Here is a 19293-nt window from a genome sequence, read left to right as displayed (position 1 = left end):
TGGCGGCATGAGCTATGCGGGAGACGTCGCGCCCGAGGAGGCGTATGCAGCCCTGGCCGCGGACGAGGACGCCGTCCTCGTGGACGTGCGCACGAGCGCGGAGTGGAGCTACGTCGGGCTGCCCGACCTGACCGCCCTGGGCAAGAAGGTCGTCCTGGTGGAGTGGCAGCGCTACCCCGACGGCGCCGTCAACGGCGACTTCGTCGAGCAGTTGCGCGACGCCGGGCTGCCGGACGGCGCCCCGCTGTACTTCCTGTGCCGCTCCGGGGTGCGGTCGGTCGCCGCCGCCGAGGCCGCCACCGGCGCCGGGCTCGAGCCGTCGTTCAACGTCCTCGACGGCTTCGAGGGACCGCACGACGACCGGGGCCACCGCAGCGTCGCCGGGTGGAAGAACGCGGGCCTGCCGTGGAGGCAGGGATGAGCGAGGGCCGCACCTACCGCCCTGACACCCTCGCCGTGCGAGCAGGACTGGCGCGCAGCGGGTTCGACGAGACCTCCGAGGCGCTGTTCCTCACCTCCGGCTTCGTCTACGAGAGCGCCGAGCAGGCCGAGGCGGCGTTCAAGGACGAGGTCGACCACTTCATCTACTCCCGCTACGGCAACCCCACGGTGACCATGTTCGAGCAGCGGCTGCGCGAGCTCGAGGGCGCCGAGGCCTGCTTCGCCACCGCGTCGGGGATGTCGGCCGTGTTCGTCGCCCTGGCAGCCCTGCTCGGCCAGGGCGACCGCGTCGTCTCCTCGCGCGGGCTGTTCGGCTCGTGCTTCGTGATCCTCGACGAGATCCTGCCGCGCTGGGGGGTCGAGACCGTGTTCGTCGACGGTCCGGACCTCGACCAGTGGCGCGAGGCGCTGTCGGTGCCCACCCAGGCGGTGTTCTTCGAGACGCCGAGCAACCCCATGCAGGAGCTCGTCGACATGCGGGCCGTCTCCGACCTGGCCCACGCGGCCGGGGCGAAGGTCGTCGTCGACAACGTCTTCGGCACGCCGGTCTTCTCCCGGCCCTTGGAGCACGGCGCCGACGTCGTCGTCTACTCCGCCACCAAGCACATCGACGGCCAGGGCCGGACCCTGGGCGGGGCGGTGCTCGGCACGAGCGAGTTCGTCGACGGCCCGGTCAAGAACCTCATGCGCCACACCGGGCCCGCGATGTCACCGTTCAACGCGTGGGTCCTCGTCAAGGGGCTCGAGACGCTCGGCCTGCGCGTGCGGCAGCAGGCCGCCAACGCGCTCGCCGTGGCCGAGGCGCTCGAGGCGCACCCGTCGGTGACGACGGTGCTCTACCCGTGGCTGCCCTCCCACCCGCAGCACGAGCTGGCGCGACGGCAGATGCTCGGGGGTGGCACCGTGGTGACGTTCGAGCTCGCCGGCGGCAAGGCCGAGGCGTTCGCGCTGATGAACGCCCTCGAGGTCGTCGACATCAGCAACAACCTCGGCGACGCGAAGTCGATGGTCACCCACCCGGCCACGACGACGCACCGCCGGCTCACGCCCGAGGCCCGGGCAGCCGTCGGCATCACCGACGGGACCGTGCGCATCTCCGTCGGGCTCGAGGACCCGCTGGACGTCATCGAGGACCTCCTGCGAGGCCTGCCCGGCTAGGGCAGCCAGGCGAGGGCAGCGACGGAGAGCCCGCCGGCGACCAGCGCGCACGCGGTTCCCTGGCCGGCGAGGCGCCACGGGCTCACCGTCAGTCCGCGCGCGCGGCACCGTTGGGCCCAGAGCAGGGTGGCCAGCGAGGCCCAGGGCGTCACGAGCGGCGCGACGTTGACCCCGATGAGCAGGGCCATGAGCCGCTGCGGGGCGTCCGCGGTCACCGACTCGAGCCCGATGTAGGCGGGCAGGTTGTTCGCGACGTTGGCGGCCAGGGCGCCGCTGCCGGCCACGCGGAGGAGGTCGGCAGGCGCCGTGCCCGAGCCGGCCAACGAGGCGAGCAGCGGCTGCAGACCGTGGCGCAGCGCCACGTCGATCACGACGAAGAGGACCGCCACCCCCAGCGCCATCTGCCACGGGACGGAGACCGACCGCAGCCTCCTGCGGTCGCGCAGGGCGACCGCGACGAGCAGGACCACCGCGGCGACGCCGGACACCCAGGCGGGGGAGAGCCCCAGCGCGAAGAGCGGGCCCACCGCGAGGCACACCGCCCCGGCGATGCGCAGCATGACGGCGTCGTGCGGCTCCGGCGGAGCGTCGGGGGCGTAGCGACCGCGCAGGTCGCGGCGGTGGAAGACCCACAGCACGAGCAGGGTGCCCACGACGGCGGCGGTGGCCGGTGCCGCTGCCAGGCGCACGTACCCGGCGTGCCCCACGGACATCTCGTCGAAGCGGTGCAGCGACAGCAGGTTGCTGAGGTTGGAGACGGGCAGGAGCAGGCTGGCGGTGTTGGCCAGCCACAGCGTCGTCATGGCGAACGGCAGGGGCGAGATGCCCAGCTGGGCGGCGATCGCGAGCCCCACCGGCGTCAGCAGCACCGCGGTGGTGTCGAGGCTCAGGAAGACTGTGCAGGCGACTGCGACCACGACGAACAGCAACCACAGCACAGGCACGCGATGGCGTCCGGCTCGGGACGCCCAGTGCCCGGCGACGTCGAAGACGCCCGCGGCCTCGGCGATCTCGGCGACCACCGTGATGGCGACGAAGAAGACCAGGACCGGGACGACCCGGGCCGCGAGGTCGGCGAGCTCGGCCGTGCTCATGCGTGGCTGGTCACTCTCGGGCCGTCGCGTCGAGCACCCACGGCTTGCCGGGGCGACCGGGCGCGGAGAGCGTGACGTCGAACGCGTCCTGGAGCACCTCGACCAGCTGGGGCACGCGGCGTACGTCCCGGCCCACCTGGCAGAGGTGCCGCGCGACCAGCCCGCGGGTGTGCTTGGCCATGTGCGTCGCCCCCGGCACGCGAACCTGCACCCAGCGGTCGGCGAGGTCGTCCTGGGGGACCCAGGCCGCGGCGTACGTGCTGGAGCGGCAGTCGACGACGACGCCGCGCGAGGCGGCCTGCGGCAGCACCCGGCCGAGCTCGGGCTTCCACACGGAGGCGAGCGGGCCGACGCCCGGGAGGTTGACGGCCATGGACAGGCGGTAGGGGACGATCGCATCGGTGGGGCGCACGGCGCCGTACAGGGCCGACACGACGACGAGCCAGCGGTTGGCCCGGCGCCGGGCGGCCACGTCGAGGGACGGGTAGTCCAGGGCGTCGTAGAGCACCCCCGTGTAGACCTGCGCGGCCGGCAGCGTGGCGGCCGTGGCCAGCCTGGTGTTGCGCGCCATGTCGTCGGCGAGGTTGGGGCTGACCCCGAGGATCTCCGCCGCACCGGGCCGTGCGCTGACCTCGGCGAGGGCGCCTGCGACCTGCGCGCGGGTGGCGCCCAGCTCCGGGAAGCTCAGGCGGTCGCCGTCGAGGCGGCGCCCCCGGGCCCGGCCCGTCTTCGACTCCGACGGGGGCAGGAGGATGAGCACGAGGGCAAGACTAGGTCGGCGGGCAGGGCGGCACCCCGCTGGGTAGGTTGACGCCATGCCCCAGCGCCGAATCCAGGTCCAGCGGCCCGTCGCCGAGCGCGCGGTCGCCCAGTCCACCGAGCTGCAGGCGCGCTTCGCCGCGATCCGCGCCGAGGCCGGTGTGCCGGAGGCGTTCCCGCGCGAGGCGGAGGCGGAGGCCGAGCGGGTCTCGTCGTCGCCCGACCTGCCCGACCGCGACGAGACCGCGGTCGCGTTCCTCACCATCGACCCGCCGGGGTCGATGGACCTCGACCAGGCCCTGCACATCGAACGGCTCGGCGACGGGCACCGCGTCCGCTATGCCATCGCCGACGTACCCGCCTTCGTGCGCCCCGGCGGGGCCCTCGACGCCGAGACCCGCCGGCGCGGCCAGACGGTCTACGCCCCCGACGAGCGCACCCCCCTGCACCCGCCGGTGATGAGCGAGGGTGCCGCGAGCCTGCTGCCCGGGCAGGTGCGGTCGGCGTTCGTCTGGGACCTGCAGCTCGACGGCGAGGGCGAAGTCGTCGAGACCGCCCTGTACCGCGCCCGCGTCCGCAGCACCGACCGGCTGGACTACGTCGGGGTCCAGAAGGCGCTCGACGCAGGCGGGGCCGACGAGCGGCTGGAGCTGCTCAAGGAGGTGGGACTGCGACGGCTGGAGCTGGAGCGTCGTCGCGGCGGCGCCAGTCTGCCCATGCCGGAGCAGGAGGTGACCGAGGACGAGAGCGGCCACTACCGCCTGCACTTCCGCCCCCCGCTGGACGTCGAGGACTGGAACGCCCAGGTCTCCCTCATGACCGGTATGGCCGCCGCCCAGCTCATGATCAAGGCCGGCGTGGGCATCCTGCGCACGATGCCGGCCCCGGACGCCGACGCCGTGGGACGGTTCCGGCACGCGAGCCGCGCCCTGGGCGTCGAGTGGGCCAAGGGCACGCCGTACGGCGAGTTCCTCCGCACGCTCGACCGCACCAACCCGAAGCACCTCGCCCTCATCCACGAGGCGACGGCGCTGTTCCGCGGGGCCGGCTACACCCCCTTCGACGGCGAGGTGCCGGCCGAGCCCGAGCACGCTGCCGTCGCCGCGCCGTACGCCCACGTCACCGCACCGCTGCGTCGCCTCGTCGACCGGTTCGGGCTGGCCGTCTGCGAGGCCGTCGCCAGTGGACGGGACGTGCCGGGCTGGGCCAGGGAGGCACTCCCGTCCCTGCCCGAGGTCATGGCCGCTTCCGACAAGGTGGCCTCGGCGGTCGAGCGGGGCTGCGCCGACGCGGTCGAGGCCGCCGCGCTGGAGGACCAGGTGGGGCAAGAGTTCGACGCCATGGTGGTCGACCAGCGCGAGGCGGACCGGGCCGTCGTGCAGGTGCAGGACCCGGCCGTGCTCGCCAACGCCACGGGAGCCCACGAGCTGGGTACGCGGGTGCGGGTGCGTCTCACGGAGGCCACGGTGGCCACGAGCACGGTGCGGTTCGCGATCGTCGGCTGAGGTCCGCAGGGTAGGGGGCTCAGCCCCCTGACGGCCCTTCGGTGCTGTTCGCGGTGGCCGTGGTCGTCGTGTTCGCGGTGGCCGTGCTGGTCGTGGCGGCGGTCGTGGTGGTGGCGGCGGTCGTGGTGGTCGCTGAGGTGGTGGTCGAGGGGCTGGTGGCGCACGGGTCGGGGATGACCGTGGTGGGACTCGAGCTGCTCGAGGGAGATGCGGTCGGGCTGGTCGTGCTCGACGTGCTCGTCGAGGCACTGGTGGTGGGGCTGCTCGGGGTCGGGCAGGTCGTGCTGGACGAGGACGGGGTCGTCGTCGGCGGGGACGTGGTCGATGACGTCGGGGAGGACGTGGTCGATGACGTCGGGGAGGACGTCGGGGAGGACGTCGGCGACGTGGTCGAGGCCGTCGGAGCGCTCGTGGTGGTCGTGGACGGTGGCCGTGTGGTGGTCGAGGTACCAGTGTCCGTCGAGCTGCTCGAGCTGCTCGAGGGGCGCGTGGCCGTGGTCGTCGCCGTGGTCGTCGCCGTGGTCGTGGTCGGCGCAGCGGAACCCGTCGTCGTGGCCGGGGCGGCGGCGACCTGGGGGACCGCGCCACCGGGCGTCATGGTGGGAGCCAGGCGGAGCACGTCGGCGAGGTAGGCCGCCGAGTGGTTGTAGGACAGGATCGCCGAGCGCAGGCCGGGAGCGGTGGCGAGGTCGCGCCCGCCGGCGCACAGGTAGGCGGCCGCCGACCACGCGCTGTCCTCGACGTTCTGGGGGTCACTGGTTCCGTCGCCGTTGCCGTCCCGGCCCCAGCGGGCCCAGGTGGAGGGGATGAACTGCATCGGGCCGACAGCCCGGTCCCAGGTCGTGTCGTGGTCCCAGCGGCCCCCGTCGGTGTCGGGGATGGCTGCATACCCGTGGCCGTCCAGCACCGGGCCCAGCACGGCGGGCACCGCTCGGTGGTGGCTGTCGAGGCCGCGGCCGGCGAGCGAGCCGGACTCGACCTGGCCGATGGCGGCGAGCAGCCCCACGGGCAGGTGGCAGGCGGTCGGGACCGAGGACGCGGCGGAGCGGTAGGCGCTCCAGAGGACCTCGGGCACCTGCGTCGGACCGACGAGCGGTGGCACGGCCCGGTCTGCGGAGGTGACCACGGACCCGGTGACCACCAGTGGAGCCCCGAGCCGCGTCTGCACGACCTGCACGAAGTCCAGCGCTCCTGCGCGCCGCTGGCCCACGAGGAGGTCGCGCTGCGTCACGTCCCAGTCGTCGGCGCGGCTCGACCCCACGGCGGCCTCGGACGTCTCGGCGGGCGACGCGGTCGCACCGGCGGAGGAGGGGGGACCGGAGGCGGCTCCGCCACCGAAGAGCAGCGCGCCCCCGAGCAGCAGGGCCGAGGCGGCAGTGGTGGCGGGGCGGCTCACCGACAGCCGGACCACGCGAGGCCCAGGGCCGTGCGGTGTGTCGGCCATCAGTCCTCCCACCAGGTTGGCCGTCGTGCGCGCTGCGGGGATGCGGCCTTCCGGACGCCCCCGTCGCGCGATGGTAAGCACGCCACCCGCGCCGTGGCGACCCCCTCCTGCACGGTATTTCGCACCTGTGGGACTGGTGTGGCGGAAGGGGTGGGTGTGGCACCTCCGGCTGCCCTATCCTTGCTCTCGGATGAGTCGGCCAGGCGGTCGCGTCGGTGGGCAACCACCGCCGAGGAACGTCCGGGCTCCACAGGGCAGGGTGGTGGCCAACAGCCACCCGGGGTGACCCGCGGGACAGTGCCACAGAGAACAGACCGCCACGGTGGACCACGCAGCCCTCGGGCCGCGCAGGCACCGTGGTAAGGGTGAAACGGTGGTGTAAGAGACCACCAGCGGGCCAGGTGACTGGCCCGGCTAGGTAAACCCCACCCGGAGCAAGCTCAGACAGTGTGCGTTCGAGGGCGGCCCGCCCGAGCACACGGGTAGAGCGCTGGAGGCAGTCGGCAACGGCTGTCGTAGATGGATGACCGTCACCGGGAGCCGGGCAACCAGCTCCCGGGACAGAACCCGGCGTATCGGCCGACTCATCCCCCGCGGCCCGCGGTGGGAACTGCTGAGCGCACCTCGAGAAGAACTTCTCGGGGTCGATGTCGAAGAGCCCCGTTGCCGTTCGACGTGTGTGCAAGAGAGCATGACCCGCCCGAATGGAAGGACCACCTGAGATGCCTCGCTTCATGGGATTCGTCAAGATGGAAGAAGGATCGGGCGCGCCGCCGCAGGCGCTGTTCGACGCGATGGACGGCTACATCGGCGAGCAGGCCGCCAAGGGCGCGTTCCTCGACGGGGGTGGCCTCTTCGGCACCGAGGACGCCGTGAACTTCGTCGTCCGCAAGGGCGAGACCTCACGTGTCGACGGCCCCTTCGCAGAGGCCAAGGAGGTCGTCGGCGGATGGGCCATCCTGCAGTACGACACCCTCGAGGAGGCCATCGAGGGGCAGCGCGAGTTCGCCGACCTGCACGCGAAGTACTGGCCCGAGTGCAACATGGTCGCCACCCTGCGCCAGATCTCCGAGGCAGCGCCGGAGGCCGCCGACGCCTGACCGCGGTCGGCCACCCCCAGCCGGGGCGGACGCCGCCTGTGGGCGACGTCCGCCCCCTAGGCTGAGGACGTGCCAGGCGAGACCCCGACTGTCGCGGCGATCACCACCGCCTGGCGGCGGGAGTCGGCGCGGATCGTCGGCGCCCTCACCCGGATGACGCGCGACGTCGAGCTCGCCGAGGACCTGGCGCAGGACGCCCTCGTGGCCGCACTCGAGCAGTGGCCGCTGACCGGCGTCCCGATCAACCCCGCCGCGTGGCTCATGACGACCGCCAAGCGCCGGGGGATCGACCACTTCCGTCGTGCCGACAACCTCCGTCGCAAGACCGAGGAGCTGGGGCAGGCGCTGGTCGCGGGAGAGGAGGAGCAGGTGCCCGACCTCGACGCCCAGGTCGACCACATCGAGGACGACGTGCTGCGCCTCATCTTCCTGACCTGCCACCCCTCCCTGAGTGCGGAGTCGCGCGCCGCGCTCACCCTTCGCCTCGTCGCCGGCCTCACCACCAGTGAGATCGCCAGAGGTTTCCTGTCCTCGGAAACCGCCATGGGACAACGGATCTCGCGGGCGAAGAAGACGCTGTCGGAGGCCCGCGCAGACTTCGAGCTCCCCACGGGCACAGAGCGGGACGCGCGCCTCGATGACGTGATGGCGGTGATCTACCTCGTCTTCAACGAGGGCTACTCGGCTGCCGCCGGTGAGGACTGGATGCGGCCGGAGCTGGCGAGCGAGGGCATCCGGCTGGCGCGGATGCTGGCCGAGCTCATGCCCCTCGAGCCCGAGGTGCTGGGACTCCAGGCGCTGCTGGAGATCCAGGGCTCGCGTCTCGCCGCGCGGCTGGACGACGACGGCGCGCCGGTGCTGCTGGAGGCGCAGGACCGGACCCGGTGGGACGAGCTGCTCGTCCGGCGTGGGCTGGCCGCGCTGCGTCGGGCCCAGGCGCTCGCCGTGCGTGGCAGACCCATAGGGAAGTACTTCCTCCAGGCGTCGATCGCAGCGCAGCACGCGCGCGCTCCACGGGCGGAGGACACCGACTGGCGCCAGATCGCGAGGCTGTACGACGTCCTGGCCACGGCGGCGCCGGGGCCGGTGGTCGAGGTCAACCGCGCGGTCGCCCACGGACGGGCGTTCGACCCCGCAGCCGGGCTGGCCGTGCTCGCGGGGCTCACCGGGGACGAGCTCGGTGGCTCGCCCCTCCTGCCCAGCGTGCGCGGCGACCTGCTCGAGCGGGCGGGCAGGCACGCCGACGCAGCAGCCGCCTTCAGCGAGGCGGCTGCCCTGTCCCGCAACGAGGCCGAGCGCTCGGTGCTGCGGCGGCGGGCAGAGGAGAACCTCGCGAGCGTGTCGAAACCCGGCTGACCCGTTCGACGTACGGGGGAAGACGTCCCACACCGAGGAGAGACCATGCCCAACCGGACCAGCGCCAGGACCCCAGCCAGCACCACGAGCGGCACCCGCTTCGTCACCTCCGCCGACGGCACCGCGATCGCGTACGACGTGACCGGGACCGGACCAGCCGTGGTCGTGGTCGAGGGCGCCCTCTGCCAGCGGACGATGGGCACGGCCAAGGCCCTCATCCCGGTGCTGTCGCAGGACCATGCGGTCCACGCCTACGACCGGCGCGGTCGCGGCGAGAGCGGTCCCGGCACGGCGCCGTACTCGGTCGAGCGGGAGGTGGAGGACCTGGTGGCCGTCCTCGAGGCGGCGGGTCCCGGGGCGTTCGTCGTCGGTGCCTCGTCGGGGGCCGCGCTGGTGCTCGAGGCGTTGCGGGCGGGCGTGCCGATGGGCAGGGTCGCGCTGTACGAGGTGCCGTTCATCGTCGACGGCAGCCATGCACCCCACGGCGCCGACCTCGGCGCGCGGACCCAGAGGCTGGTCGACTCCGGTCGACGGGGCGAGGCGGTCACGCTGTTCCTGCGCACGGTCGGCGTGCCTGCGACGGGGGTGGCGCTGATGCGCCTGATGCCGGTCTGGAAGAAGCTGTGCGCCGTCGCGCACACCCTGCCCCACGACTACGCGATCGTCCTGGACCACCAGCAGGGAGAGCCGCTCCCGGACGGCTACGTGGCGGGCGTCACGGTGCCGGTGCTGGTACTCGTGGGCGGAAAGAGCCCTGCGTACATGAAGAACGCGCAGGCCGCGGTCGCCGGTGCGCTGCCGGACGCAACGCTGCGGGAGCTGCCCGGCGAGTCGCACATGGTGCGGGGCAGGGCCACGGCGCCTGCACTGCAAGAGTTCTGGGAGAGCTGAACGGGCTCCGGGCGAACCGGGCAACCGGGCAACCCCGGCTTCCGCGGCACCCGTCGCCTGGGGCGGGGCCCCGCGCGGGCCTCGGCTACCAGCCGCCTCCGCTGCCGCTGGACCCGAAGCGGTCGTCCCCCCTCTGCTGCCTGCTCGCCCGGTCGGACCAGTCCTGCCAGTCGTCCGCCTTCGGCTGGTAGCGGCGTCGCCGCACCACCGCAGCGATGGTCCCCATCACCAGCAACAGGACGAGGAACGGCAGGAGAACCCAGAACGCGACTGTCCAGAACACGGCGATCACCCCTTCAGGCCGGCACCACCAGTCTCCCGCGGGGGCGAATACCTGGGTATGGCTCGGTGTGACCATCACGCGTTCGTGCGTATGGCGACGGACCCGGACGACTTTGAAGCGCCACCCACGCCCTGGCGTGGGTGGCGCTTCAAGCTCGAGGGCACGGTGGCCGCCGCAGGTGCGTCGGGAGAGCCGGGCGCGCGGCAGTCCTTGCTACAACGCGCAGCTGGGCTCGGCGGGGGTGTTGATGCAGGCGGTCACCAGGCTCTGCAGGCTGGCCTGCTGCCAGGTGTTCCAGAAGTCGCCGTGGGCGGAGCGGCCGTCGGTCGTCCCGGCCATCGAGTCGGACGACAGCCCCACGTCGGTGCCTGCGCCGATGTACTTGAACTGCAACGACTCCCGCAGCGAGATCATCTTGTAGGGGAAGCCGGTGGGGCACGAGACGACGCCGCTCTTCTTGGTGGAGTAGGCGTAGTGGGCGTTGTCCGTGGTGTTGCCGACCGTCGTCGTGTAGTGGCGCGGCCGCACGCCGTCCCAGCAGTTCGGGAAGTCGATGTGCAGCGTCAGGGTCTTGCCGGGGGAGCCGTCGGCACCCAGGCAGCTCGGGACGGACAGCGAGGGCGCGACCGGCATGTACTGCCCGCACGTCCACGCGTACCGGGTCCCGATGAGTCGGGTGTCCGCCGGGAACGCCATACCCGGGCCGGTGTCCGGGCCGCCGACGCCGGTGAAGGGGCGGTAGTAGGCGGTGAAGGCCTGCACGGGGATGGTCTGGCGGGTGCCGGTGGTGTAGCGCAGCGTGGGGGTCCAGTACCCGGCGGTGTCGCTCAGCTCGCGGCAGTTGGTGCCCTTGCTCACGAGGTCGGCGTAGTTGGCGAAGTTGCCCTTGGACAGCCAGCCGTTGTTGCCGAAGAACTGGTGGGTGTGGACCATCGCCATGGTCTCGTTGTGGTGGACGATCGGGTCGACGGCAGCGGTGCCGGTGGTCTGCTTGCACTTGACCTTGAGCAGGGCCGAGGCGGAGGAGGCGGAGCCGACGAGGCCGGCGAGGACGAGGGCTGCGGCGAGGGCGGCAGCGGAGAGTCTGCGGTGCATCTGGGTGTCCTTGGTACGGCGCCACACGGGCGGGCAGGGGGAGTGGCCGCGCTCGGGACCAGCCCGAGGGGGGGTCACGGCCATGGCCGAAGGTAGCCGCGGTGGGCTGTCGCCCGACTTCGTACCAGCCGGCAGGCGGCCGAACGATCGACCGGTCCCAGCCCAACGGTGGAGCGCTGCGGACGGATCTGGCAGGCGACGGCAAAGAGTTGGTCAACCGCCGACCCGGCGTGCTCTCGCGGGTGTATGGCGCAAGGTTGCCCCCGCCTGCACGAGGCAGACGGGGGCGACCAGGTCGTCGACCGGGAGCAGGGGGCTCCCGGACGACCGCGCGATGCTACCCCTCGGAACGCCCGTTCCGCTCTGACGAAACGCCGCATGGGGCATAATCGGTAGCGGTCAAAGCGTGGCCTTCCCCGCCCGGGCGCATCAGGTGCCCGGGTGTCGCAGAGGAGACCACGTTGACACCCGAGACCGGCAGCTCCCGCGCCGCCATGACGTTCGACCTGCACGTCGGCGAGGAGCGGTGGTGCTGGTCGGCGTCGCTGCGCGAGCTCCTCGGCGTCGCGCCCGACGAGCCGGCCACGACCTCGCGGCTGTTCGCCAACGTCGCCCACGACGACCTGGCTGCCACCTGGTCGGCGTTCCGGGAGGCGACCCGGCGTGAGGGGACGTTCTCGTTCACGTTCGACCTGCGCGACGCCCGGCACCGCCTGTGCCGGGTCGTGATGGCCGGGCACAGCATCGCCCGGGACGGCACGGTCGAGGAGCTGTCCGGCTTCCTCGTCGACATCACCGAGACGCTGCGCGCCAACGAGCAGCACGCCGTCGAGGCGTCCAGCGTCCACCGCGCCGCCATCGAGCAGGCCAAGGGCGCCCTCATGCTGAGCTTCGGCATCTCCGACGAGGCGGCCTTCGAGATCCTGCGTGCGGAGTCCAACCGGCACAACCTCAAGCTGGCCGTGGTCGCCCAGCGGATCACCGCACGCCTCAGCGACCCGGTGTTCGCCCGGGAGGACCCGGTGAGGTCGCTGCTCGACATCCTCAAGACGCTGCCCCTGCCGGAGCGGCCGTCGGCGCTGTCGCCCGAGGAGCCCGCGCCCGGCACGTCCGTCTGACCCGGCCTCCGCCGCTGGGCGTGCGGCCCGAGGAGCACCTGCCCCCGCACGAATCCGCGGGCCGCACGTCCCTTCAGTTCCCACCCGACCCCACCGTCAAACGCAGTGGGGACGCGCAGTTTGCAGTATGGCCACCGGCGGTGGGTCGCTCCGAGAATGGCTCCATGGTTCGCCAGGCCGTGCTCGACGGGATCGCCTCGATCGTGACGGCCTCCATGCTCGTGGCTGCGTGGGCGGCCGGGCGGCACGGCGGCCTCTGGTGACCTGACGCGTACGGTGCGGGCGCCGGCCCCGCGTCATACCGTGGGGCCATGCGGATCACCCACCTCGGCCATGCCTGCCTCCTCGTCGAGATCGGCGACGTGCGCATCCTGCTCGACCCGGGCACGTTCTCGCCGGCGGCAGCCGACCAGCGCGACCTCGACGCAGTCCTGGTGACCCACCAGCACGCCGACCACCTCGATGTCGACCGGTTGCCCGACCTGCTGGCGGCCAACGACGGCGCGCAGCTGCTGGTCGACCCGGAGTCGGCGGAGCTGCTGCGCGGCAAGGGGATCGAGGCGCAGCCGGTCGCGGGCGGCGACACCGCCACGGTCAAGGGCGTGACCGTCACGGGGGTGGGGGAGATGCACGCCCTCATCCACGACGAGGTCCCGAGGATCCACAACACCGGCATGCGGCTGTCCGCCGACGGTGAGCCGACGTTCTTCCACCCCGGCGACGCGCTCGACGCAGAGCCCGGCCAGGTGGACGTCCTCGCCTTCCCGCTCAGCGCCCCCTGGTCGCGCAGCCGGGACATGACCGCGTTCCTGCGCCGCCTCGAAGCGCCTCATGCGGTGCCGATCCACGACGCGATCCTCAGCGACGTGGGGCGCAAGCTCTACCTCACCCAGGCGGGCAACCTGGGCTGCGCCACGACCCGCATCCACGACCTCGCCGGCGGGCGCAGCGAGGACTTCACCACCTGAGCCGCGCGGCTTCGCTAGCGTCAGGGCATGCCGGACGACCAGATCGCCCTCCGCCTGCGGGGCCTGACCAAGCGCTTCGGGGCGATGACCGCGGTCGACCGCCTCGACCTCGACGTGCCGCGGGGCTCGTTCTTCGGGCTGGTCGGGCCGAACGGCGCAGGGAAGACCACCACGCTGTCCATGGCCACCGGGCTGCTGCGCCCCGACGCCGGCAGCGCCCACGTGCTCGGGACCGACGTCTGGGCCGACCCGGTCGCCGCCAAGGCCCGTATCGGCGTCCTCCCGGACGGCCTGCGCCTGTTCGACCGCCTCACCGGGCTCCAGCTGGTCGCCTACGCCGGCCTCCTGCGCGGTATGGAGCGTGGGCTCGTCGCCCAGCGCGTCCGGGAGCTGCTCGCGGCCCTCGGCCTCACCGAGGCGCAGGACAAGCTCGTCATCGACTACTCCGCCGGCATGACGAAGAAGATCACCCTCGCGTGCGCCCTCGTCCACGCGCCCCGGCTGCTCGTCCTGGACGAGCCGTTCGAGGCGGTGGACCCGGTGTCCGCCCGCACCATCCGGGGCATCCTGGAGGACTTCGCGGCCAACGGCGGCACCGTCGTGCTGTCCAGCCACGTGATGGACCTCGTCGAGCGGATCTGCAGCCACGTCGCGATCATCGCCGGCGGCCAGGTCCGGGCCGTCGGCACCGTGGACGAGGTCCGCGGCGGCATGAGCCTCGACGACAGGTTCCTCGACCTCGTCGGGGGGAGCACGGACGTGGAGGGGCTCGCGTGGTTGCGCACCTCCTCCGACTGAAGCTCCACCTGCTGCGCAACGGCCTGCGCCGCAGCCCGGCGGCGCTGATCGGCATGGTCCTCGGGGTGCTCTACGGCGGGGGCATCGTCGTCGCCGTGGTCAGCGGTCTCATCGCCCTGCGCTTCGCGCCGGACGCCGAGCTCGCACGCGCCCTGGTCGTCGTGGGCGGTTCGGCCACGGTCGCCGGCTGGGCGCTCCTGCCGGTGGTCCTGTTCGGGATCGACCCCACCCTCGACCCCGCACGCTTCGCCACCTTCTCCGTCCGTGAGCGCACGTTGGCGCTCGGCCTGGCCCTCGGAGCCCTCGTCGGGCTGCCCGGCGTGGCCACCGTCGTCGTCGTGCTGGCCACCGTCTTCACCGGCTCGCGCACCCCCGTGGCCGCCCTGGTCGCCCTCCTCGGTGGCGTCCTCGGGCTGGCCACCTGCGTGCTCGTGAGCCGCATCGTCGCCGGGGCCTCCTCGACCGTGCTGGCGACACGTCGCGGTCGGGACGTCGCCGGGGTCGGCGGCCTGCTCGTGCTGCTCAGCCTCGGCCCGGTCGCCGGGCTGGTCAACGACGGGGGCATCACCGTCGCCGGCCTCAAGACGCTCGGCCACGTGCTCGCCTGGACCCCGCTCGGCTGGGCCTGGGCGGCGTCGGGTGACGTCGTGGCCGGTGACTGGGGCGTTGCCGGTATCCGCCTCCTCCTCGCGGCGGCCCTCTGCCTGGTCCTCTTCGCGGTCTGGGAGCGGCTGCTCGTGGCAGTGCTGCGCAACCCGCACTCCACGGCCGCCAGTGGCTCTGGTTGCGCTCGCCGCGGCCTCGGCCTGTTCGCGCGGCTGCCCGGTACGCCCATGGGGGCGATCGCCGCGCGGGCCGGCACCTACTGGCTGCGCGACCCACGGTTCAACTTCCCCGCCATCATGACCACCCTGCTGCCGGCCGGCCTGCTCTTCCCCGGCCTGGCGGGCTCCCACCTGGCGCTCGCGGCGATGCCGCTGGTGTCCGCCTACCTCATCGGCTGGGGGCAGCACAACGACGTCGGGTACGACTCGACTGCCTTCTGGCTCCACGTCGCCTCCGGCGTCGACGGGGTCGCGGACCGGGTGGGTCGGCTGTTCCCCTCCGCGGTACTGGCGTTGGTGTGCGTCCCGGGGTACGCGGTGCTCGGCCCGCTCGTGGGCGGCTCGTGGGCGCTGCTGCCGGCATCGCTCGGCGCAGGGATCGGCCTGGCCCTCAGCGGGTTCGCGGTGGCGTGCGTGACCAGTGCGGTCAAGCAGTACGCCGTGCCGGTGCCGGGCGAGAGCCCCTTCAGCAGCAGGCCGGGGTCGGTGGGGGTCACCTTCGCGGTGCAGACGGTCTGCGGCGGCGCCGTGGTCGTGCTGTCGCTGCCGGTCCTGGTCCTGGCCGGCCTGGCCTTCTTCGGCTGGCACTGGGCCGCCTGGGCGGCACTGGTCGTCGGGCCCGTCGTGGGAGTGCTGGCCTTCGTCGCCGGGGTTCGCCTCGGGGCGAGCCTGTTCGCTCGGCGCCAGGCCGACCTGCTCCAGGACCTCGTCTCGATGGCCTGACCCCCCGAACCGCCCGGGTCCGCTCGGGTCGAGGCGTCAGTGGTGGCGGCGGTCGTGCTCCTCCTGGGCGAGGTGCGCGGCGCCGATGATGCCTGCCTTGTTCTGCAGGGTCGCGGCCACGATCGGGGTCCTGAGCTTGAGCAGCGGCAGGAACTGCTCGGCGTCCTTGGACACCCCGCCGCCCACGACGAACAGGTCCGGCCAGAGCAGCGCCTCGACGTGGCTGTAGTAGCGCTGGAGCCGCTTGGCCCACTCCGGGTAGCTCAGATCCTCCTTGTCCTTGACCGAGGAGGCGGCCCTGGACTCGGCGTCGTAGCCGTCGATCTCGAGGTGGCCGAGCTCGGAGTTGGGGATGAGCTTGCCGTCGTAGATCAGGGCCGAGCCGATCCCGGTGCCCAGGGTCGTCATGACGACCAGGCCCTGGTGCCCCTTGGCTGCGCCGTAGTGCATCTCGGCCACGCCGGCGGCGTCGGCGTCGTTGACCAGGACGATGTCGTGCCCGAGCTTCGCCTCGAGCATCGGCTCGGCGTCGAAGTCGAGCCAGGATTTGTCGATGTTCGCGGCCGAGCGCACCACGCCGTGGGTGACGACACCGGGGATGGTGACGCCGATGGGGGAGTCACCCCGGACGTCCTCGAAGTGCTCGACCACCTGGTTGATGACGTCGGCGACCGCCTCGGGCGTCGACACCACCGGGGTGTCGATGCGCAGCCGCTTGGCCGCGAACGTTCCCTCGGACAGGTCGACCGGCGCACCCTTGATCCCGCTGCCGCCGACGTCGATCCCGAGCGGGAGTCCCTGCTTCTCGTGCTTGGCCATGGTGTGCCGCCTCCTTGCGGCCGCCGTGCGTCGGGGTGGAGCTGGTCAGGGCAGGGTCAGGATCTCGTTGCCGTGCTCGGTGATGAGGATGGTGTGCTCGAACTGCGCCGAACGTCGGCGGTCCTTGGTGACCACGGTCCAGCCGTCGTCCCACATCTCCCAGTCGGGCGTCCCGAGGTTGAGCATGGGCTCGATGGTGAACGTCATGCCCGGCTCGATCACCGTGGCGTACGAGGGGGCAGCGTCGTAGTGGGGGATGACCAGGCCGCTGTGGAACGACCGGCCGATGCCGTGGCCCGTGAAGTCGCGCACGACGCCGTAGCCGAAACGCTTGGCATAGCTCTGGATGACCCGGCCGATGATGTTGATCTCCCGGCCCGGGACCGCTGCCTTGATGCCGCGCATCATCGCCTCGCGGGTGCGCTCGACCAGCAGGCGGGACTCCTCGTCGACGTCGCCGACGAGGTAGGTGGCATCGGTGTCACCGTGCACGCCACCGATGTAGGCGGTGATGTCGATGTTGACGATGTCGCCGTCCTCGAGCGGGCGGCTGTCCGGGATGCCGTGGCAGATGACCTCGTTGACCGACGTGCACAGCGACTTCGGGAAGCCCTTGTAGCCAAGGGTCGAGGGGTAGGCGCCGTGGTCCATGAGGAACTCGTGCCCGACTCGGTCGACCTCGTCCGTCGTCACCCCTGGCGAGATGACGGCCGCGGCGGCGGCCATGGCCTGGGCGGCGATCCGTCCCGCCACGCGCATCTTCTCGATCGTCTCGGCGTCCTTGACGTCGCCGCCCTCCTCGCGCACCGGCGCCGGCCGGTCGACGTACTCGGGCCGCTCGATGGTGGTGGGCACCGGGCGGCGCGGAGACACCTCTCCGGGGGCCACGCTTGCGTACGTCAACGGCATACGGTGGAGTCTAGAGAGGTCCACAGATCCGTCGAGTTGGAGGCACCCCATGGCTTACTGGTTCAACGTCGATACGCGTCAGGTCGAGACCGACGACAACAAGAGCCAGGGGGACCACCTCATGGGCCCCTACGACACCCAGGACGCGGCGTCCCGCGCCCTCGACAGCGCGCGCGAGCGCTCGGAGAAGTGGGACGCCGAGGACCGCGCCTGGGAAGAGGGCCGCTCCGAGGACTGACCGCCGGTCAGCCTCGTCAGTCCGGGAGCCGGTGCACCGAGACCGCGTAGCCGCCGCCCTCGTGCCAGGCCGTCCGGTCCCACGCGCCATGGCGCCGGACGAACGTCAGCCCGGTCACCTCGCAGGCCCGGTCGTAGTCCGCCAGCGGCGTGACGGGGCAGCCCTGCGGCAGGTGCGCGGCGTCCAGCCCGAAGCCGGCGACGAGCACGCCGCCCGGCTGGAGGTGGGCAGCGATGCGCTCCACCGTCGACAGCAGCGTGCCCGGGGCCAGCAGCGGGATGACGTTGCCGGCGAGCACAGCCATCTCGAACGCCTGGGAGCGCAGCTGCAGCCGGCTGAGGTCCTGGCGCACCCAGGTGGTCGACGGGTCACGCTGCTCGGCCACCTCGATCATCGCGGCGTCTGCGTCGACGCCGGTGCAGTGGTAGCCGAGCGCGGTGAGCTGGATGGCGACCCGGCCCGTGCCGCAGCCCGCGTCCAGGACCCGGACGGGCGGGCTCATCAACGAGGCGACGAACGCCGCCTCACCATGGATGTCCATGCCCTTGGCGGCCAGGTCGTCGAAGCGCTGCTGGTAGGCCGTGGCGGCGCCGGGCCCCCCGGACACCTCGGACCAGCGCGTACGCGGCTCCATCTCGGTCATGCTCGCTCACCTCTTCCTCCCACGGCGGACACCCAGCCTAGGTTCCGTTGGGGCGCAGCGGAACCCGTCCCGACGGTCACTCGCCCAGCTCACGGAGCCCGGGCAGCACGCGGTCGGCGAACGTCGTCAGGAACCGCGACTGGTCGGCGCCCGGGCCGTGGAAGACCAGGTGGTTGAAACCGAGGTCGACGTAGGGCCGCACGGCGTCGACGACCTCCTCCGGGTCGTCGGTGACGATCCACCGCGACGCCACCTGCTCGTCGGGCAGGTCGTCGCCGAGGCGCTCCATCTCCATCGGGTCGGTCGTCCCGTGCTTCTGCTCCGCAGTGAGCGACAGCGCCGCCCAGAAGCGGCAGTTCGCCACGGCCTGCTCACGGTCGGGGTCCCAGGAGAGCTTGACCTCGATCATCCGGTCGAGGTCCTCGCGGGTGCGCCCCGACTTCTCCAGCCCCTCGTCCACTGCGGGCAGCAGCTTGTCGCGGTAGAGCTCCTCGCCCTTGCCGGACGTGCAGATGAACCCGTCACCAGCCCGCCCGGCGTAGCGCGCGACCAGCGGTCCACCGGCTGCGACGTAGACGGGCACGGGCTGGTCCGGTTTGTCGTAGACGGTCGCGTCGGTGGTGCGGTAGTAGTCGCCCTCGAACGTCACCCGGTCCTCGGTCCAGAGCCGGCGCATCAGCGTGACGGCCTCGCGCAGCCGGGCGAACCGCTCCTTGAACTCCGGCCACTCCTCGACCGACCCGACGACGACCTCGTTGAGTGCCTCGCCGGTGCCGATGCCGAGCATCAGGCGGCCCGGCTGCAGGCACGCGAGGGTGCCGAAGGCCTGCGCCACGACCGCCGGGTTGTAGCGGAACGTCGGAGTCATGACCGAGGTGCCGATCTGCACCCGCTCGGTGCGCTCGCCGAGGGCGGCGAGCCACGCCAGGGAGAACGGCGCGTGCCCACCGTGGTGGCGCCAGGGCTGGAAGTGGTCGGAGACCATGACGCTGTCGAGCCCGAGCTGCTCCGCCTGGACGGCGAAGTCGAGCAGCTCCCGGGGGGAGAACTGCTCGGCGGAGGCCTTGTACCCGATGCGCAACGTCATGCGCCCCACCGTATGCCGCGCACGGCGGCGGCGCGCTGCC

At 72.5% G+C, this 19293-nt stretch carries 20 protein-coding genes and 1 other RNA gene; 12 read left to right on the top strand and 9 right to left on the bottom strand.

The window, feature by feature from the left end; translation table 11 throughout:
- The first annotated feature begins 7 nt into the window (after positions 1 to 7).
- Positions 8 to 421 (top strand): rhodanese-like domain-containing protein, encoded by a 414-nt coding sequence (locus AB4Z02_RS00320; protein ID WP_056884537.1) that lies wholly within the window; start codon positions 8 to 10, stop codon positions 419 to 421.
- On the top strand, positions 418 to 1599 hold the full coding sequence (locus AB4Z02_RS00315; RefSeq protein ID WP_441968383.1) for an O-succinylhomoserine sulfhydrylase: 1182 nt from the start codon (positions 418 to 420) through the stop codon (positions 1597 to 1599). The genes AB4Z02_RS00320 and AB4Z02_RS00315 overlap by 4 nt, the downstream gene beginning before the upstream one ends.
- Here AB4Z02_RS00315 and AB4Z02_RS00310 read toward each other — a convergent pair.
- Positions 1596 to 2693 carry an SLC13 family permease gene (locus AB4Z02_RS00310; protein WP_441968381.1) on the bottom strand — a complete coding sequence of 366 codons (1098 nt, stop codon included), beginning with the start codon at positions 2691 to 2693 and terminating at the stop codon, positions 1596 to 1598. The two genes, AB4Z02_RS00315 and AB4Z02_RS00310, sit on opposite strands and share 4 nt — an antisense overlap.
- Before the next feature lie 10 nt (positions 2694 to 2703).
- Positions 2704 to 3453 (bottom strand): YaaA family protein, encoded by a 750-nt coding sequence (locus tag AB4Z02_RS00305; protein ID WP_441968379.1) that lies wholly within the window; start codon positions 3451 to 3453, stop codon positions 2704 to 2706.
- 55 nt (positions 3454 to 3508) lie between these two features.
- Between AB4Z02_RS00305 and AB4Z02_RS00300 the strand changes: the two genes are divergently transcribed.
- Entirely contained in the window at positions 3509 to 4957 is a 1449-nt protein-coding gene (locus AB4Z02_RS00300; protein ID WP_441968377.1) for an RNB domain-containing ribonuclease, read from the top strand.
- Between the two features lie 19 nt (positions 4958 to 4976).
- On the opposite strand, the gene AB4Z02_RS00295 is transcribed toward AB4Z02_RS00300, so the two are convergent.
- Complete coding sequence (locus tag AB4Z02_RS00295; protein ID WP_441968375.1) at positions 4977 to 6401, bottom strand: lytic transglycosylase domain-containing protein; 1425 nt, start codon at positions 6399 to 6401, stop codon at positions 4977 to 4979.
- 191 nt (positions 6402 to 6592) lie between these two features.
- Between AB4Z02_RS00295 and rnpB the strand changes: the two genes are divergently transcribed.
- The 4 genes from rnpB (at position 6593) to AB4Z02_RS00275 (ending at position 9748) form a co-directional block, all read left to right on the top strand.
- An RNA gene (rnpB, locus tag AB4Z02_RS00290) (RNase P RNA component class A) lies at positions 6593 to 6992 on the top strand.
- Between the two features lie 143 nt (positions 6993 to 7135).
- Positions 7136 to 7501, top strand: coding sequence for a YciI family protein (locus tag AB4Z02_RS00285; RefSeq protein WP_441968373.1), 366 nt, complete (start codon positions 7136 to 7138; stop codon positions 7499 to 7501).
- Between the two features lie 69 nt (positions 7502 to 7570).
- On the top strand, positions 7571 to 8857 hold the full coding sequence (locus tag AB4Z02_RS00280) for an RNA polymerase sigma factor (protein WP_441968371.1): 1287 nt from the start codon (positions 7571 to 7573) through the stop codon (positions 8855 to 8857).
- Positions 8858 to 8902: 45 nt separating this feature from the next.
- A complete protein-coding gene (locus AB4Z02_RS00275; protein WP_441968369.1) occupies positions 8903 to 9748 on the top strand; it encodes an alpha/beta fold hydrolase in 846 nt (281 codons plus the stop codon).
- Positions 9749 to 9833: 85 nt separating this feature from the next.
- Here AB4Z02_RS00275 and AB4Z02_RS00270 read toward each other — a convergent pair whose 3' ends face one another.
- A complete protein-coding gene (locus AB4Z02_RS00270; RefSeq protein ID WP_441968367.1) occupies positions 9834 to 10031 on the bottom strand; it encodes a hypothetical protein in 198 nt (65 codons plus the stop codon).
- A 213-nt stretch (positions 10032 to 10244) separates the two neighbouring features.
- A complete protein-coding gene (locus tag AB4Z02_RS00265) occupies positions 10245 to 11126 on the bottom strand; it encodes a DUF1996 domain-containing protein (protein ID WP_441968365.1) in 882 nt (293 codons plus the stop codon).
- Positions 11127 to 11587: 461 nt separating this feature from the next.
- On the opposite strand from AB4Z02_RS00265, the gene AB4Z02_RS00260 reads away from it, so the two are divergent.
- The 4 genes from AB4Z02_RS00260 to AB4Z02_RS00245 all read left to right on the top strand — a co-directional run bounded on the left by AB4Z02_RS00260 (position 11588) and on the right by AB4Z02_RS00245 (position 15557).
- Entirely contained in the window at positions 11588 to 12244 is a 657-nt protein-coding gene (locus tag AB4Z02_RS00260; RefSeq protein ID WP_441968363.1) for an ANTAR domain-containing protein, read from the top strand.
- Between the two features lie 311 nt (positions 12245 to 12555).
- The gene (locus AB4Z02_RS00255; protein WP_441968361.1) at positions 12556 to 13212 is read left to right on the top strand and encodes an MBL fold metallo-hydrolase; all 657 of its coding nucleotides are present in this window, start codon (positions 12556 to 12558) and stop codon (positions 13210 to 13212) included.
- A gap of 27 nt (positions 13213 to 13239) precedes the next feature.
- On the top strand, positions 13240 to 14010 hold the full coding sequence (locus tag AB4Z02_RS00250) for an ABC transporter ATP-binding protein (RefSeq protein ID WP_441968359.1): 771 nt from the start codon (positions 13240 to 13242) through the stop codon (positions 14008 to 14010).
- Positions 13986 to 15557, top strand: a complete 1572-nt coding sequence (locus tag AB4Z02_RS00245; RefSeq protein WP_441968357.1) for a hypothetical protein — start codon at positions 13986 to 13988, stop codon at positions 15555 to 15557. Before AB4Z02_RS00250 ends, AB4Z02_RS00245 begins: the two co-directional genes overlap by 25 nt.
- Positions 15558 to 15593: 36 nt before the next feature.
- Here AB4Z02_RS00245 and ppgK read toward each other — a convergent pair whose 3' ends face one another.
- Both ppgK and map read right to left on the bottom strand, forming a co-directional pair.
- Complete coding sequence (gene ppgK / locus AB4Z02_RS00240; RefSeq protein WP_441968355.1) at positions 15594 to 16376, bottom strand: polyphosphate--glucose phosphotransferase; 783 nt, start codon at positions 16374 to 16376, stop codon at positions 15594 to 15596.
- 45 nt (positions 16377 to 16421) lie between these two features.
- Positions 16422 to 17285: a type I methionyl aminopeptidase gene (gene map / locus AB4Z02_RS00235; RefSeq protein WP_441968353.1), complete on the bottom strand. Its 864-nt coding sequence runs from the start codon at positions 17283 to 17285 to the stop codon at positions 16422 to 16424.
- A 49-nt stretch (positions 17286 to 17334) separates the two neighbouring features.
- Here map and AB4Z02_RS00230 point away from each other — a divergent pair, with 49 nt between their 5' ends.
- Positions 17335 to 17523, top strand: coding sequence for a hypothetical protein (locus AB4Z02_RS00230; protein ID WP_056884520.1), 189 nt, complete (start codon positions 17335 to 17337; stop codon positions 17521 to 17523).
- Positions 17524 to 17539: 16 nt separating this feature from the next.
- Here the strand turns inward: AB4Z02_RS00230 and AB4Z02_RS00225 are convergent, their stop codons facing one another.
- Together AB4Z02_RS00225 and fgd are read right to left on the bottom strand one after the other, a co-directional pair.
- Entirely contained in the window at positions 17540 to 18166 is a 627-nt protein-coding gene (locus AB4Z02_RS00225; protein WP_441968351.1) for a class I SAM-dependent methyltransferase, read from the bottom strand.
- Between the two features lie 76 nt (positions 18167 to 18242).
- A complete protein-coding gene (gene fgd, locus AB4Z02_RS00220) occupies positions 18243 to 19253 on the bottom strand; it encodes a glucose-6-phosphate dehydrogenase (coenzyme-F420) (RefSeq protein WP_441968349.1) in 1011 nt (336 codons plus the stop codon).
- Between the last annotated feature and the right edge of the window lie 40 nt (positions 19254 to 19293).

The sequence above is a fragment of the Pedococcus sp. 2YAF34 genome (genome assembly GCF_052114585.1).
Taxonomy (GTDB): Bacteria; Actinomycetota; Actinomycetes; order Actinomycetales; family Dermatophilaceae; genus Pedococcus.
Note: the sequence above shows the minus strand (reverse complement) of the source record. Positions and strands in the feature narration are given on the sequence as shown.